The following is a 15,334-nucleotide window of genomic DNA, read 5'->3' as shown; positions in this document are numbered from 1 at the left end:
CCGGTTTTTCAAATGAAACATTGTAGCCATTTGTTGCGCCACGCGCCATCAGCCGGTGTCGTGCGCCGAACCCTTGGGCAATGCGGCGCCGAAAAGATGAGCGGGCGCTTGGGTACGCCTGCGAGATGATAGAGGCTGATGCTTCGCAAGGCCTGCGAGCGGCAAGCGTCGCGGTGCACGCAGGAGGCTCATGCCGGACGGCAATATCGTCGTCACCGAAGAGCGGGGAACGCGCATGATCACCCTGCGCCGCCCCGGCAGGAAAAGCGCCATCACCGGGACATGTATCGGGAAATGAGCCGCGCGATCGACACCGCGCGGAGCAACGCCGATATCCGTCACATGATCGTCGCCGGCGGCTCCGCCCTCGTTGCCGCGGACATCGAGGATTTCATGTGTGCCGACACGCGCGTTCACGACAAAGCATCGTGAAATCTTCGCGCGCTACGTCTAATCTTGTCCCATGCGATACGTCTTTCCGATCCTGGCCGTCCTCGCCGTCCTCGCCGCCCTCCCCGCCTCCGCCCAGACCGCGGCCACGGTCGAGCTGCGCGTCCTCGCGATCAACGATTTTCATGGCAATCTGCGTCCGCCGCCGGGCGGCATCCGCATCGAAGACCCCGAAGACAAGGCCAAGAAGGTCATGGTGGCGGCCGGCGGCGCAGAATACATGGCGACGCTGGTGAAGCAGCTGCGGGAGGGGCGCAAGAACACCATCTTCGTCGCGGCCGGCGACCTGATCGGCGCGAGCCCGTTCCTGTCGGCGATGTTCCACGACGAGCCCTCGATCGAGTCGCTCTCGATGATGGGCCTTGCGATCAGCTCGGTCGGCAATCACGAATTCGACGAGGGCAGGACCGAGCTCTTGCGGATGCAGAACGGCGGCTGCCATCCGGTCGACGGCTGCCAGGGACCGCATCCCTTCACGGGCGCCAAATTTCGCTATCTCGCGGCCTCCACCATCGAGACCTCGACAGGCAGGAGCGTGCTGCCGCCCTACGAGATCCGGGAATTCGAAGGCATTCCCGTCGCCTTCATCGGACTGACCTTGAAGGAGACCGCCGGCATCGTCTCGCCATCGGGCATTGCCGGGCTCGAATTCCGCGACGAGGCCGAGACGGTGAACGCGCTCGTGCCGCAACTGAAGGCGGCTGGCGTCGAAGCGATCGTGGTGTTGATCCACCAGGGCGGCGAGCCCGCCGGCGACTACAATGAATGCCCGGGGCTTGCGGGGCCGATCGTCGACATCGTCAAGAAATTCGATCGTGCCGTGGACGTCGTCGTCAGCGGCCACACGCACCGTGCCTATGTCTGCGACATCGACGGGCGGCTCGTCACCAGCGGCGACAAATACGGAACGCTGGTCACCGCCATCGACCTCAGGCTCGATCCGGCGACGCGCGACATCGTCAGCGCCAAAGCCGAGAATGTCATCGTCGCCAATGCTTCACTGGCCAAGGACCCCGAGCAGACCGCATTGATCGACGCCTACGACAAGCTCTCGGCGCCGATCGCCAACCGGCCGGCCGGGTCGGTGACGCAGACGCTGTCGCGGGTGCCGAACGAGGCCGGCGAAAGCGCGCTTGGCGATATCATTGCCGACGCGCAATTGCTCGCGACCCGCGACCCGAAGAACGGCAGCGCTGTCATCGCGCTCACCAATCCCGGCGGCATCCGCACCGACATCGTTCCGAAGGAGAATGGCTTGATAACGTTCGGCGATGTCTTCGCCAGCCAGCCGTTCCGCAACCGGCTCGTCACCTTGACGCTGACTGGCGGCCAGCTCAAGGACATGCTCGAGCAGCAATGGCTCGATCCGAAGCGGCCGCGGATTCTCCAGGTCTCGAACGGATTCAGCTATACTTGGGATGCATCAAGGCCATTCGGCGAGCACGTCGTTCCCGAGAAGATGACGCTCAACGGCAGGCCGATCGAACCTGGAAGCGGGTACCGCGTCACGCTCAACGATTACCTCGCCGTCGGCGGAGACGGTTTCACCGTCGCCAAACAGGGCACGGCGCTGCAATATGGCGGCTACGACGCGGATGCGCTGTTCGCGTTCTTCAGGGCGCACGGGCCGATCGGCCCGCTCCCGCTCACCCGCATCCTGCGCGTGAATTGATCCGGATCAAACGGGCGGCCCTTTGCCATTCCCGACCGAGCGCTTAGATTGGGAATTGCATTGCGTTTTGGCGCCGGGTACGCCAACGACGTCAAAAGCCCGGATCCCATGAGGCCGACCTGATGAGCACGCTTCTCCTTTCCCACAAGGCCTGCCTCGACCATGTCACGCCGCCGGGACACCCCGAGAGACCAGACCGTCTGCGCGCGGTGGAAGAAGCCCTGTCGCAGGAGCGCTTCCAGTTCCTGGCGCGCGACGAGGCGCCGGAGGGCGATCTCGATCTCGTCACGCTCTGTCACAACGAACATTACGTCACCGAGTTGCGCCACATCGCCCCGACCAGCGGGCAGGTTTATATCGACGGCGACACCTCGATGTCGCCGGGCACGTGGGAAGCGGTGATGCGCGGCGTCGGCGGAGCTGTCGCGGCGACCGAAGCCGTGATGAATGGCGAGCATCGCAACGCCTTCGTCGCGATACGCCCGCCCGGGCATCACGCCGAGATCGGCAAGCCGATGGGCTTCTGCTTCTTCGACAATGTCGCCATCGCCGCGCGCCACGCGCAGCGCAAATTCGGCATCAAGCGCGCGGCCATCGTCGATTTCGACGTGCATCATGGCAACGGCACGCAGGACATCTTCTGGTCGGATCCGACCGTGATGTACTGCTCGACGCACCAGATGCCGCTGTTTCCAGGCACCGGCGCCAAGAGCGAGCGTGGCGATCACGACACCATCGTCAACGCGCCTCTCGCTTCCGAAGACGGAGGCCCCGAATTCCGCTCCGCATTCGAGCATCTGATCCTGCCGCAGCTCGAAAAATTCAGCCCCGAGCTGATCGTCATCTCCGCCGGCTTCGACGCGCACTACCGCGACCCCCTCGCCTCGCTGAACCTGCGCGCCGAGGACTATGCCTGGGTGACGCGCAAGCTGATGGACCTCGCCGACAAGACCGCAGGCGGCCGCGTTGTTTCGGTGCTCGAGGGGGGCTATGACCTGCAAGGACTGAAAGAATCTGTTACGGCGCATGTCGGCGCCTTGATGGGTGCCTGACGACGCCCGCCACATTAAGCCCGCAAAACCCGCCTTCACTGCAAGGAAAGCGAGTCGGGCAATCGGAAACGGATATGGCCGAAAATACCCAAGTCGACGTCTCCAGGCTCACCTTCGAGCGCGCGATCGAGGAACTCGAGACGATCGTGAAGCGGCTCGAAGACGGCAAGGTGCCGCTCGAGGAATCCGTGACGATCTACGAGCGCGGTGAAGCCCTCAAGCGCCGCTGCGAGGAGCTCCTGCGTCAGGCCGAGGCGCGCGTCGACAAGATCACCACCGATGCCAGTGGTCAGCCCACAGGCACTGCACCGCTCGACGTGCAGTAAGGGAAGGTTCCCGATCCCACGCCGCGCGTGCGCTGTAATGCGCAGCCCGGCGTGGCCGGCTTGCATTTTTGCATGATGACGCGGCACCCATACTGACGCGCCGCAGGTTCCATCAGCTTTGCTGTTGCAGCCACGCGGCGGAATCCGGCCATCCGTGGCACGAAAAGATCCAATTCCGCCGAGAAAGCCTGCGACGGAACCGGGCAAACCCGGAACCCGTCCTCGCCGACCTAGGTTAACCAATCTGGCCCGCTGGTTGCACCTGCATACCCCTGATCGGTCCGGCGGGTTGGCTTTGGCCCAAGCTTTGGTGTAAAGCTGCGCGGAGTGTGGCTTTTTGCAAGCGCTGCGTGGGCACCGAGTACCAACAACAAGCGCTTCAAACTGCTGATGAAATTGGCTGGGACGGACGAAGCCGATCTAAGTGACAGGGATCACAGAGACTGAACCGGAGCGCACCTAAGCTTACCTAAGCTTGAAGACGGGGCCTTGCCCCATGCAGGTGGCTCCGACGGTTTGAGGACTCGCGCTGCGCCGATATTGTGCAAACCCATCGCGCACCGGAATGACCTTCCGGCGCTGACAAATTGGAAATCGCCGTGAACGCATACAGTAAGACGCCGCTTCTCGACACCATCCGGACGCCGGAAGACCTGCGCAAGCTCAAGGTCGAGCAGGTTCGCCAGGTCGCCGACGAACTGCGGCAGGAGACGATCGATGCCGTCTCGGTGACCGGGGGTCATTTCGGCGCGGGCCTCGGCGTCGTCGAGCTCACCACCGCGATCCACTACGTGTTCGATACGCCGCGCGACCGGCTGATCTGGGACGTCGGCCACCAGGCCTATCCGCACAAGATCCTCACCGGCCGGCGCGACCGCATCCGCACGTTGCGCACCGGCGGCGGCCTGTCCGGCTTCACCAAGCGCAGCGAGAGCGACTACGATCCGTTCGGCGCGGCGCATTCCTCGACCTCGATCTCCGCCGGCCTCGGCATGGCAGTCGCCCGCGACCTCTCCGGCGGCAAGAACAACGTTATCGCCGTGATCGGTGACGGTGCGATGTCGGCGGGCATGGCCTATGAGGCCATGAACAACGCGGGCGCCATGAACTCGCGCCTGATCGTCATCCTCAACGACAATGACATGTCGATCGCGCCGCCGGTCGGCGCCATGAGCGCCTATCTGTCGCGTCTCTACTCCGGCAAGACGTATCGCACGCTGCGCGATGCGGCCAAGCAGATCAACAAGCGGCTGCCCAAGATCCTCGCCAACCGCGCCAACCGCGTCGAGGAATATTCCCGCGGCTTCATGATGGACGGCGGCACGCTGTTCGAGGAGCTCGGCTTCTACTATGTCGGCCCGATCGACGGCCACAATCTCGACCATCTCCTGCCCGTGCTGAAGAACGTGCGCGACATGGAGGAAGGCCCGATCCTGGTCCACGTCGTGACCCAGAAGGGCAAGGGCTACGGCCCGGCGGAAGCCTCCGCCGACAAGTACCACGCGGTCGTCAAGTTCGACGTCGCGACCGGCACCCAGGCCAAGGCCAAGCCGAACGCGCCCGCCTACCAGAACGTGTTCGGCCAGAGCCTCGTCAAGGAAGCGCAGAAGGACGACAAGATCGTCGCCATCACCGCGGCCATGCCTTCGGGCACCGGCGTCGACATCTTCAACAAGGCGTTCCCCGACCGCACCTTCGACGTCGGCATCGCCGAGCAGCACGCGGTGACCTTCGCCGCCGGTCTTGCGACCGAAGGCTACAAGCCGTTCTGCGCGATCTACTCGACCTTCCTGCAGCGCGGCTATGACCAGATCGTGCATGACGTCGCGATCCAGAGTCTGCCGGTCCGCTTCGCCATCGACCGCGCCGGCCTCGTCGGTGCCGACGGTGCGACCCATGCCGGCTCGTTCGACAATGCCTATCTCGGCTGCCTGCCAAACATGGTGATCATGGCGGCGGCCGACGAAGCCGAGCTCGTGCACATGGTGGCGACCCAGGTCGCGATCGACGACCGTCCGAGTTCGCTGCGCTATCCGCGCGGCGAAGGCCGCGGCATCGAGATGCCCGAAGTCGGTATTCCGCTCGAGATCGGCAAGGGCCGCGTGATCCGCCAGGGCAGCAAGATCGCCCTGCTCTCCTTCGGCACGCGCCTCGCCGAATGCGAGAAGGCCGCCGACGAGCTCGCCGCCCACGGCCTGTCGACCACGATCGCGGACGCGCGCTTCATGAAGCCGCTGGATACCGAGCTGGTGCTCAAGCTGGCCCGCGACCACGAAATCCTGATCACGATCGAGGAAGGCTCGATCGGCGGCTTCGGCTCGCATGTCGCGCAGTACCTGACCGACCAGGGCGTGCTCGACACCGGCATGGTCAAGTTCCGCTCGATGGTGCTGCCCGACGTGTTCCAGGACCACGACACCCCGGCCGCGATGTACGCCCGCGCCGGCCTCGACGCCAAGGGCATCGTCGCCAAGGTGTTCGAGGCGCTCGGCAAGGATGTGAAGACCGAGACGGTCAAGCTGGCCTAGTTGTCATGCTGGCACTGAACTCCACCTCTCCCGCAGGGTTCCGCAGGGAGAGGCTGGATCGCGCAAGCGATCCGTGTGAGGGGTTCAGGTCCCGCGTGAGAGCGTAACCCCTCATCCGCGCCTCCGGCGCGACCTCTCCCTGCGGGAGAGGTTTTGCACCGGCGATGCCGCGACAGAGCATTGCGTCGTCGATCAACGAGCCCATGAAAATCTACCTGGCAGGCCCTGACGTTTTCCTGCCGGACGCATTCGAGATAGGTCGGCACAAGGTCGATATCTGCGCGGCTCACGGCTTGACCGGCCTCTATCCGCTCGACAACGCCATCGACCTCGCCGCGCCCGACGCCTCGCGGCAGATCTTCTGCGGCAACGAGGCGATGATGGACGAGGCGGTTGCCATCCTTGCCAACCTCACCCCGTTCCGCGGCGCCGGCGCCGATCCGGGTACCGTCTACGAGCTCGGCTACATGGCCGGCCGCGGCAAATTCTGTCTCGCCTATTCCAATGACGGAGCAGCCTATGCCGACCGCGTCGGCCGTTTCATGGACGTCACCACCGAGGACGGCCGGCTGGTCGATGCACAGGGGCTGACGGTCGAGGATTTCGGCCTCGTCGACAACCTCATGATGATCCATGCGCTGGAGTTGCACGGCTGCCCGCTGGTGACCCCGGCCGCGATGCCGATCGACGTCTGGCACGATCTCGCCGCGTTCGAGGCTTGCGTCCGGATGGCGGCCGCGCGATTGATCGCTACATAAGCATGTCAATCGTGCCCATGAGAGCCTGATGTCCCCTGCCCGCAAGCGCGCGGATGTATTGCTGGTCGAGCGCGGCCTGTTCGAAAGCCGGGCGCGGGCGCGCGCGGCGATCGAGGCCGGCCTCGTCACCGCCGATGACAAGCAGGTGGCGAAACCATCGGAGACGATCGCCGAGGACGCGGTGATTCAGGCCGAGCCCGCGCACCCCTACGTCTCGCGCGGCGGCGTCAAGCTCGCGGGCGCGCTGGAACGCTACCCGATCGAGATCGAGGACCATGTCTGCCTCGACGTCGGCGCCTCCACCGGCGGCTTCACCGAGGTGCTGCTGGCGAACGGTGCGAGCCTGGTGTTCGCGATCGATGTCGGCAGCAGCCAGCTGCATCGCTCGCTGCGCGATCATCCCCGGATCGTGTCGATGGAAGAGACCGACATCCGCAGCTACGAGGGCAAGCGCCTGCCGTCTCGGCCCGATGTCGTCGTGATCGACGTCAGCTTCATCTCGCTGAAGACGGTGCTGCCGGTGGGGCTGTCGCTGGCGGCCGCGCCGATGAGCCTGCTGGCGCTGATCAAGCCGCAATTCGAGGCGGACCGGAAGCACAACAAGAAGGGCATCATCCGCGACGCCGCCGTGCACCGGGAGATCTGCGACGACATCACGGCCTTTGCCGCTTCGCTCGGGTGCACCGACATCGAAGTATTCCCCTCGCCCATCACCGGCGGCGACGGCAATGTCGAATTCTTCCTTGGGGCGCGCCGTGGTTGAACGCGTCAAGATCGACCATGTCGGCCATCGCGGCGACGGCGTCTGCCTCGGTGCCGGCGACGCCATCTACGTGCCCTACACGCTCGGCGGTGAGACCGTCGAGGTCGATCATGTCTTGGGCCATCATCCCGACCGCCGCAAGCTGCTCGCGGTGGACGTCGCAAGCCCCGAACGCATCGCGCCGTTCTGTCCGCATTTCGGCGTCTGTGGCGGCTGCGCCATTCAGCATTGGGCGACTGAGCCGTATCGCGCCTGGAAACGCAACATCGTGGTGGAAACGCTGGCGCAGGCCGGCATTGATTGCGAGGTGGCGCCGCTGGTCGACGCCCATGGGGCCGGGCGCAGACGCATCACGCTGCACGGCCGGTTCGGCACGCATGACATCCTCAAGGTCGGTTTCTCCGCCACGAGCTCGCACGACGTCATCCCGATTCATCGCTGCCCCATCCTCGATCCCGGTCTCGATGGCGCGCTCGACGCGGCCTGGGCCCTGGCAGAGCCGCTGACGTCCAAGATGCCGGTGACGAAGCCGCTCGACATCCAGGTCACGGCCACCGCCAACGGCCTCGACGTCGACGTGCGCGGCACCGGTCCGCTGCCGACGCCGCTGGTGACGGCGCTGTCGCACGTCGCCGAGCAGCACCGCCTGGCGCGGCTGACGCGGCACGGCGAGCTGGTGCTGCAACGCCTGCCGCCGACGGTGAAGATGGGCCGCGCGGATGTGACGCTGCCGCCAGGCTCGTTCCTGCAGGCGACCGTGGCGGGCGAAGAGACGCTTGCCGCCCTCGTCGCCGAGCGCGTCGGCAAGGCCAGGGAGATCGCCGATCTCTTCTGCGGCGTCGGCCCGTTCGCGTTGAGGCTAGCCGAGAAGGCCCGAGTCACCGCCCATGACAGCGACGCCGGCGCCATCGCGGCCCTCGCGAAGGCCGCGCGCACACCGGGTCTGAAGCCGATCAGGTCCGAGCCGCGCGACCTGTTCCGCCGTCCCATGGTGCCGCAGGAGCTGCGCGACTTCGACGCCGTGGTGTTCGACCCGCCGCGCCAGGGCGCGCAGGCCCAGGCGCTGAAGCTCGCCGCAAGCAAGGTACCCGTCGTGGTCGCAGTGTCCTGCAACGTCGCGACCTTCTCCCGCGATGCGCGGCTGCTGATCGACGGTGGCTATCGGCTGGAGGCGGTGGTGCCGGTCGATCAGTTCCGGCACACGCCGCATGTGGAGCTGGTGGCGAAATTCAAGCGCTAAAGCGCGATGCGATTAGGATGAATCGTCATCGCGCTTCGGTTGTTGTTGAGCATGATCCTTTCGGAAACTGCTACGCTTTTCCAGATCACGCTTTAGCGCCGAAGCCCGCTCAGCGCCGGCGACTCGCCGGGCAGCATGTTCGATCTGATATCGCTGTCCATGCGGCCCGGGTCCTGCTGGGTGAAACCGGCGCCGAAGGAGAAGCTGAGGTTGGAGGTCGGCTTGAACTCGACACCCGCGAAGGCGCTATAACCGGGCGCGGCGCTGGAGGTCAGCGGCGCCAGCGAGCTGCCGATGCCGTTGCCGAATTTCAGCGTCTCGAAACCGGCAAAGAATGTGACCGGCAAGCCGCCTGCCGTCTTGGTATTGTAGCCGAACTGCGTGCTGTCGTAGGAGAGCGCGCTGAAATTCCCGGCCAGGCCAGTCTGGCTGAGTCCGCTCCAATTAAGGTTGCCCCGTTGGCTGCCGACGAAGAAGCCGCTCGCAGAATTGGCGGCGGCCCCTCCATCGCCGGCATTGAAGCTCTGGAAATTGCCGTAGGTGTCGGCGCCCCGGCCATCGCTGTCGCCAAAGCCGAAAGGCCCGCCCGGGATCCAATATCTCAGGGGTGCGACTTGCGCATGAACGGGGGCTCCGCCGACGCAGAGCGCGGCGAAGAGGGTTGCGAGCGCGCGTGAAGCAGCAAAGCCTGGCATTCGGGGAACCGTCAGAACCTCCCCAAATCATACCCGCGGGCCGCCAAGATTGCCAGCGACGCGATGTCAGTGGCCACCCCGAGTTCCGGATCACCTTTTCTGACGCATTGAACCTGCCCCATGACGGATGGACCCACTTGAGGGACGCGCACGCGCGCGCCCCTATCAGACCCTTGAAAATGCCAACGCACGGAGGCTGTCATGGAGGTCAATACCGATAAGTTGAATGCCTTTATGGGCAAGATGATCACCGACGTCGGGGCCGCGATGAACGCATCGCTGGTCCTGTTGGGCGACAAGCTCGGCCTGTACCGCGCCCTCGCCGCCAAGGGACCAATGAGCTCCGCCGAGCTCGCAAGCGCCACCGGCACGACGGAACGCTATGTCCGCGAATGGCTGGCGAGCCAGGCGGCATCCGGCTACGTCGAATATGATCCTGCATCCGGAGAATTCTCGATGCTGCCGGAGCAGGCAATGGCGCTTGCCGACCAAGACAGCCCGGTGTTCCTCGGTGCGGTCGGTAATGTCATTGCCGCTGCCTTTATCGACGAGCCGAAGATCACCGACGCGTTCAAGACCGGCAAGGGTGTCGGTTGGAACCGGCGCAGCGAGTGCCTATTCTGCGGCACCGCCCGATTCTTCCGCACCGGCTACATGCATCATCTGGTGCAGGAGTGGCTGCCTGCGCTCGACGGTGTCGTGGACAAGCTGAAGCGCGGTGCCAAGGTTGCCGATGTCGGCTGCGGCCACGGCGTCTCAACACGGCTGATGGCGGAGGCTTTCCCGAACTCGCGCTTCTACGGCTTCGACTATCACGAGGGCTCGATCGAGGCGGCACGAAAGGCCGTGACAGAGGCCAGGCTCGGCGACCGGGTCAGCTTCGCCGTTCACTCGGCCAAGACTTATCCCGCCGAGAACTACGATCTCGTCTGCTTCTTCGACTGCTTGCACGACATGGGCGACCCCGTAGGCGCCATCAGCCACGTGCGAAAGACCATGGCCAAGGACGGCACATGCATGCTGGTCGAGCCGTTCGCAGGCGACCGCCTCGAAGACAATCTCAATCCGGTCGGTCGCGTTTATTATGCGGCCTCGACCATGATCTGCACGCCGGCCTCGCTCGACCAGGAGGTCGGTCTCGCGCTTGGCGCACAAGCTGGCGAGGCAAGGCTGCGCAAGGTCGCACGCGAAGGCGGCCTCTCGCGCTTCCGCCGCGCCGCCGAGACCCCGTTCAATCTGATTCTGGAGGCGCGGATCTGACCCGGCAGGGACGCCGCGGCCGATGTTGTCAGGCCGCGGCGTCCACGTTCATCCCGAAAGTCATCTGGTTGCCGTCGGCATCGTCCGCGTCGAAGTCGCGCATGCCGTAATGGCGATCCTGCGCTCGCCACCGCCAGCAGAAGCAGGGACACCTCCTCTCGACAGAGGCAGACATAGCCCGGGGGCGAGCCGTATTCGAAAGCGAGAGCGGTCCCCTGCACGCAGCCCGGCATGCGCGCCGAGGTCTTGCACGTGCCGGGCCGCAACATAAGCTGGCCATCGCACGGCCGCACGAGTCTGCCGGAACGGGAGGATAACGATGAAACGTCCAGGCGTGGCACAGCAGGCGGAAGCGCCGAACGACAGCGCGCCGCCGCTGGCGTCGAAGTCGTAGCGCCGCACCGTTCATGCCGCACGATCCGCTGCTCACGCGCCTGACATCCGCCTTTGCCGGCGTACCGGGCGTCGAGACGGTCGTGCTCGGCGGCTCGCGTGCGCGGGGCAGCGAGCACGCTGCGTCGGATTACGATATCGGCCTCTATTTCAAGACGGCGATTCCTCTGGATACCGAACGCTTGCTGGCCGCCGCGAAGGACATCGCCGACGATCCCGCCGCTACGGCCGTGACGCCGGTCGGAGAATGGGGCCCGTGGATCGTCGGCGGCGCCTGGCTTTCGGTGGAAGGCCGCAAGGTGGACCTGCTCTACCGCAACGCCGACGCGGTCGAGGCGGTGATGCAATCCTGCCGCGCCGGCGTGGTCACCATGGACTACCAGCCCGGTCATCCACATGGCTTCTGCTCGGCGATCTGGATGGGCGAGATCGCGTATTGTCAGCAACTGCACGATCCGAAGGGCTTGATCGCGCGGCTCAAAACAATCGCACTTCCCTATCCGCAGGCGCTGCGTTGTGCCCTGATCCGTCGCTTCCAGTGGGAAGTCTTGTTCAGCATCGAGAATGCGGAGCTTGCAGCCGCACGCAACGAGCGGAGCCACATCGCGGGGTGCCTCTACAGGTCGCTCGCCTGCGTCGCGCAGGTGCTGTTCGCTCTGAACGAGCGCTATTTGATCAACGAGAAGGGGGCGCTGCAGGAGGCAGCCGGCTTACCACTGGCGGTCCCACGATTGGTGGAGCGGTCCGACCAGATCTGGCAACTGGTCGGTGACGGCGGTTTCGCACGGGCCAGCGCGATCCTGCGGCAAGTCGATCAAGAACTGAAGGCGCTGACGCAACGCTGCGGGACAGCGCCGTGAACGGCTATGCCGTCTTGTCGACGGAAGACGACGAATCCGCCGGCGGATATTTCGTCACCGGCACCATAAAGGATTTCGTGCCGACCTGGTAGATGATCTTGCCATTCTGCCCGTCGTCGGTCGCGATCTGCGCCTGCCCGAACATGATGACGTTCTTGTAGACGGTGCCGGTGCCCTGGCGGGTGATGCCATCGGTGGTGACGCTGACCTGCGCTTCCTTGCCGTTGACGGAGAGCACCTTGAAGCTCGCGCTCTTGCCGTTGTCGCTGGAATAGCCGCCCCAGCTTCCCATGAGACGGCTATCGGAAGCCGGCGGTTCCTGCTTCTCCAGATTCGCGGTCTGCTTGCCAACGCCGCCGACCGAGAACAGCAGCACCATATTCTTGCCGTCCTTGGTGCCGACCGTAACTCCGCCGAAGGTGATGAGCGTGCCCTTGACCTCGCCAAAGCCGCGCTCGGTGCGGCCGTTATGGGTGTACTCGACCTGCGCCCTGGCACCGCGGATGTTCACGACCTTGAAGCTTACGGGCTGGTTGTTGCCCACCCAATTGCCCTTCCAGTCACCGACCAGAGCACTCTGGCGATACATTCGCTCGTTGGCGGGCGATATCTGGTTGGTGCTCGATGTGACGATGGCCATTGGATTGCTCGGAGACGGGTTCGACGAACCCGCTTTTCGCTTCGTTCCAGCAATGTCGGGATGCTCGCTGGAAACCGACGGAAACCGTCTGATTAGGGCCATGCACCGGTTAACGAGCAGTTAAGTTAACTGCCGATGGGATGGGCAAAAGGTCTCAGCCGGAGCTTCAGCGTCCCCAGCGATCGGACCAGATCTTTTCGCCGATCAGGCAGTTGACGCGCGGCTCCTTGTCGGCAACGCGCATCACGGGGCGCTCCGGCGTGCGGCCGGCGACCTCCATCAGCAGCTTGGTGCGGATCGCTTCCTTGAACTTGTCCCGCTCCTTGATTGTGATGACGAAGGAGCCGGGGCCGCCGATGACGCAATCCTCGTAGTAGTGATCGAGATCGTCGATATCCATGGTCGAATAGGACGGCTCCTTCACCATGATCGGCAGACCGTTGATGACGATGCCCTTCTCGAGCGCGGCATCTCGCGCCACCGTGACCGGGCCGCCATTGTTGTTGGGACCGTCGCCTGAAATGTCGATGACGCGACGCAAGCCCCGATACGGATCCTCGTCGAACAGCGGCATCGCAAACGTGATCGCGCCGGAGATCGAGGTGCGCGAAGCGCGCCGGATCGGCGTCTTCATGATCTCGGCGGCGACGGCATCCGCCGTCTCCGGTCCGTCGACCAGCCGCCAGGGAATGATGATCTTCTGGTCGCTTGAGGCGGCCCACTCGAAATAGGTCACCGCGATGCGGCCGTTCGGGCCCAACTTCAGCGCCTGCAGGAACTCCTTCGATTGGATCGCCTGCGCATAACCCTCGCGCTGGATCGCGAGCTCGTCCATGTCCATGGAGTAGGACACGTCGACCGCGAGGATCAGCTCGACATCGACCGTCTGCGCGTCCTTGTCGGCCGCAAGCCGTTGCGATTGATTCTTGGGCGATTCGAATTTGGGTCCTGGTGCCGCGATGCCCGCGACGTCCCCTCCGGCAAACATGCCGGCCACCAGCACAGCCCCGATCGAGAACAGCATGCGCATTCGCAGTCTCCCGTCGTATGACGCGATGGTGACATGCAATTGCCTTGCCGCAAAGTGCGAAGATCGCTTGCGCATCACATTCGGGTTAGGAATTTGCAAGCGCTGCGCAAAGCTGCCGCCCTGTTGCCGTGCTTGCGTCACCGGAACACGCGCGATGACAGGCACCGAGATTCCGGGCTCTCGCTTCGCGAGCCCCGGAATGACGGTGCGATGTAGGGACACGCAGGCCACCCACTTGTCCGGCACAATTTCCATGCTAGGCTGCCGCATGGATGGGGATGGAGTCCCCCGACAACCGCCCGGCGGTCCGTGACCAGTGGGCTGATGACTCCTGCTTGAGGTGAGGCAATCGTTGAGCCTCTGCCTTTGGCGGGAGCGTGGACAAGCCCGCCGACGGCGGGTTTTTTGTTGCCTGAAGAATGGCCGAGGAGAACGCGAAGGCGTGACCAGGACGACACCGAATGCTGCACGCGCCTCGCTACCCAGGGGAATCTGGGTGCTCGGCTTCGTCTCGATGCTGATGGATATCTCCTCCGAGATGATCCATGCATTGCTGCCGATCTATCTCGTCACCGTGCTCGGCGCCTCCACGCTCACCGTCGGTTTCATCGAGGGCATTGCCGAGGCGACGGCCTCGATCACGAAGATCTTTTCCGGCGCACTGTCGGACTGGCTCGGCCGCCGCAAGCTGCTCGCCGCGCTCGGTTACGGGCTTGCCGCCTTCACCAAGCCGCTGTTCCCGCTGGCGCCCAGCGTCGGATGGCTGGTGGCTGCGCGCTTCATCGATCGCGTCGGCAAGGGCATTCGCGGCGCGCCGCGCGATGCGCTGATCGCCGATATCGCCCCAGTCGGCCTGCGCGGCGCGAGCTTTGGCCTGCGGCAATCGCTCGACACTATCGGCGCTTTCGTCGGCCCGCTCGCGGCGATCGCCCTGATGTGGTGGACGGCTGACAATTTTACTCTCGTGTTCTGGGTGGCGGTTTTGCCGGCGTTCCTGTCCTTCGGCCTCATCACGTTTGCGGTGAGCGAGCCCGAGCCGGACCCGGGCCGGGAGCCTGCGAAGAATCCGTTGAACACCGCCGCGATGCGGCAGCTCGGCGCGGTCTATTGGCGAGTCGTAGCCGTCGGAATCGTCTTCACGCTCGCGCGCTTCAGCGAGGCGTTCCTGATCTTGCGCGCGCAGAACATCGGGCTCAATGCGATGTGGGTGCCGGCGGTGCTGGTGCTGATGAACGTCGTCTATGCCCTGTCGGCCTATCCGGCCGGCGTGCTGTCGGACCGGATCAACCGCACCGGCCTGCTCGCGCTCGGCCTCGTCTTCCTCGCCGGCGCCGACCTCGCGCTGGCGCTGCTGCCTAATCTAGCCGGGCTCGCGCTCGGGGTCGCGCTGTGGGGGCTGCATATGGGATTGACACAAGGGCTGCTGTCGGCCCTCGTCGCCGACGCAGCGCCACCGAGCCTGCGCGGCACCGCGTTCGGCTATTTCAATCTGTTCACGGGACTCGCCTTGCTGGCCGCGAGCGTGATCGCCGGCGCGCTATGGGACGCCTATGGTCCGGCTGGCACATTCCTCGCAGGACTTGGCTTCGCACTTGTCGCCCTCGTGGGGCTGCTCACCGTCGGCAACGGCCTGGCAATGGAAGACAAATGATCATGCGCGTCGCAAA

14 protein-coding genes and 1 riboswitch are annotated in these 15,334 nt (G+C 64.8%); of the genes, 11 read left to right on the top strand and 3 right to left on the bottom strand.

Going from position 1 to position 15,334, the window contains the following annotated elements:
* The first annotated feature begins 294 nt into the window (after positions 1-294).
* The 8 genes from ACYCVF_RS10695 to ACYCVF_RS10660 all read left to right on the top strand — a co-directional run bounded on the left by ACYCVF_RS10695 (position 295) and on the right by ACYCVF_RS10660 (position 8,789).
* The gene (locus ACYCVF_RS10695; RefSeq protein WP_459606552.1) at positions 295-432 is read left to right on the top strand and encodes a hypothetical protein; all 138 of its coding nucleotides are present in this window, start codon (positions 295-297) and stop codon (positions 430-432) included.
* A gap of 31 nt (positions 433-463) precedes the next feature.
* Positions 464-2,122, top strand: coding sequence for a bifunctional metallophosphatase/5'-nucleotidase (locus ACYCVF_RS10690; RefSeq protein WP_459602362.1), 1,659 nt, complete (start codon positions 464-466; stop codon positions 2,120-2,122).
* Positions 2,123-2,244: 122 nt separating this feature from the next.
* On the top strand, positions 2,245-3,174 hold the full coding sequence (locus ACYCVF_RS10685; RefSeq protein ID WP_459602360.1) for a histone deacetylase family protein: 930 nt from the start codon (positions 2,245-2,247) through the stop codon (positions 3,172-3,174).
* 74 nt (positions 3,175-3,248) lie between these two features.
* On the top strand, positions 3,249-3,500 hold the full coding sequence (locus ACYCVF_RS10680; protein ID WP_061021206.1) for an exodeoxyribonuclease VII small subunit: 252 nt from the start codon (positions 3,249-3,251) through the stop codon (positions 3,498-3,500).
* 599 nt (positions 3,501-4,099) lie between these two features.
* Positions 4,100-6,028: a 1-deoxy-D-xylulose-5-phosphate synthase gene (gene dxs, locus ACYCVF_RS10675; RefSeq protein ID WP_459602357.1), complete on the top strand. Its 1,929-nt coding sequence runs from the start codon at positions 4,100-4,102 to the stop codon at positions 6,026-6,028.
* 203 nt (positions 6,029-6,231) lie between these two features.
* Complete coding sequence (locus ACYCVF_RS10670) at positions 6,232-6,786, top strand: nucleoside 2-deoxyribosyltransferase (RefSeq protein ID WP_459602355.1); 555 nt, start codon at positions 6,232-6,234, stop codon at positions 6,784-6,786.
* Between the two features lie 28 nt (positions 6,787-6,814).
* Positions 6,815-7,549, top strand: coding sequence for a TlyA family RNA methyltransferase (locus ACYCVF_RS10665; RefSeq protein WP_459602353.1), 735 nt, complete (start codon positions 6,815-6,817; stop codon positions 7,547-7,549).
* A complete protein-coding gene (locus tag ACYCVF_RS10660) occupies positions 7,542-8,789 on the top strand; it encodes a class I SAM-dependent RNA methyltransferase (protein WP_459602747.1) in 1,248 nt (415 codons plus the stop codon). Before ACYCVF_RS10665 ends, ACYCVF_RS10660 begins: the two co-directional genes overlap by 8 nt.
* 92 nt (positions 8,790-8,881) lie before the next feature.
* Here the strand turns inward: ACYCVF_RS10660 and ACYCVF_RS10655 are convergent, their stop codons facing one another.
* Positions 8,882-9,484, bottom strand: a complete 603-nt coding sequence (locus ACYCVF_RS10655; protein ID WP_459602351.1) for a hypothetical protein — start codon at positions 9,482-9,484, stop codon at positions 8,882-8,884.
* A gap of 201 nt (positions 9,485-9,685) precedes the next feature.
* On the opposite strand from ACYCVF_RS10655, the gene ACYCVF_RS10650 reads away from it, so the two are divergent.
* Positions 9,686-10,744 (top strand): class I SAM-dependent methyltransferase, encoded by a 1,059-nt coding sequence (locus ACYCVF_RS10650; protein ID WP_459602349.1) that lies wholly within the window; start codon positions 9,686-9,688, stop codon positions 10,742-10,744.
* A 407-nt stretch (positions 10,745-11,151) separates the two neighbouring features.
* Positions 11,152-11,997: a nucleotidyltransferase domain-containing protein gene (locus ACYCVF_RS10645; protein ID WP_459602347.1), complete on the top strand. Its 846-nt coding sequence runs from the start codon at positions 11,152-11,154 to the stop codon at positions 11,995-11,997.
* A gap of 4 nt (positions 11,998-12,001) precedes the next feature.
* Here ACYCVF_RS10645 and ACYCVF_RS10640 read toward each other — a convergent pair whose 3' ends face one another.
* Positions 12,002-12,637, bottom strand: a complete 636-nt coding sequence (locus tag ACYCVF_RS10640) for a hypothetical protein (RefSeq protein WP_459602345.1) — start codon at positions 12,635-12,637, stop codon at positions 12,002-12,004.
* 166 nt (positions 12,638-12,803) lie between these two features.
* Complete coding sequence (locus ACYCVF_RS10635; protein WP_459602343.1) at positions 12,804-13,667, bottom strand: DUF1194 domain-containing protein; 864 nt, start codon at positions 13,665-13,667, stop codon at positions 12,804-12,806.
* A 265-nt stretch (positions 13,668-13,932) separates the two neighbouring features.
* A riboswitch (Fluoride riboswitch) is annotated at positions 13,933-14,008 on the top strand.
* A 101-nt stretch (positions 14,009-14,109) separates the two neighbouring features.
* On the opposite strand from ACYCVF_RS10635, the gene ACYCVF_RS10630 reads away from it, so the two are divergent.
* Positions 14,110-15,318 carry an MFS transporter gene (locus ACYCVF_RS10630; RefSeq protein WP_459602341.1) on the top strand — a complete coding sequence of 403 codons (1,209 nt, stop codon included), beginning with the start codon at positions 14,110-14,112 and terminating at the stop codon, positions 15,316-15,318.
* Positions 15,319-15,334: the final 16 nt, after the last annotated feature.

This window comes from Bradyrhizobium cedriense (assembly GCF_054602315.1).
The sequence above is the reverse complement of the archived record's forward strand: the minus strand, read 5'-3'. Positions and strand labels throughout refer to the sequence as shown.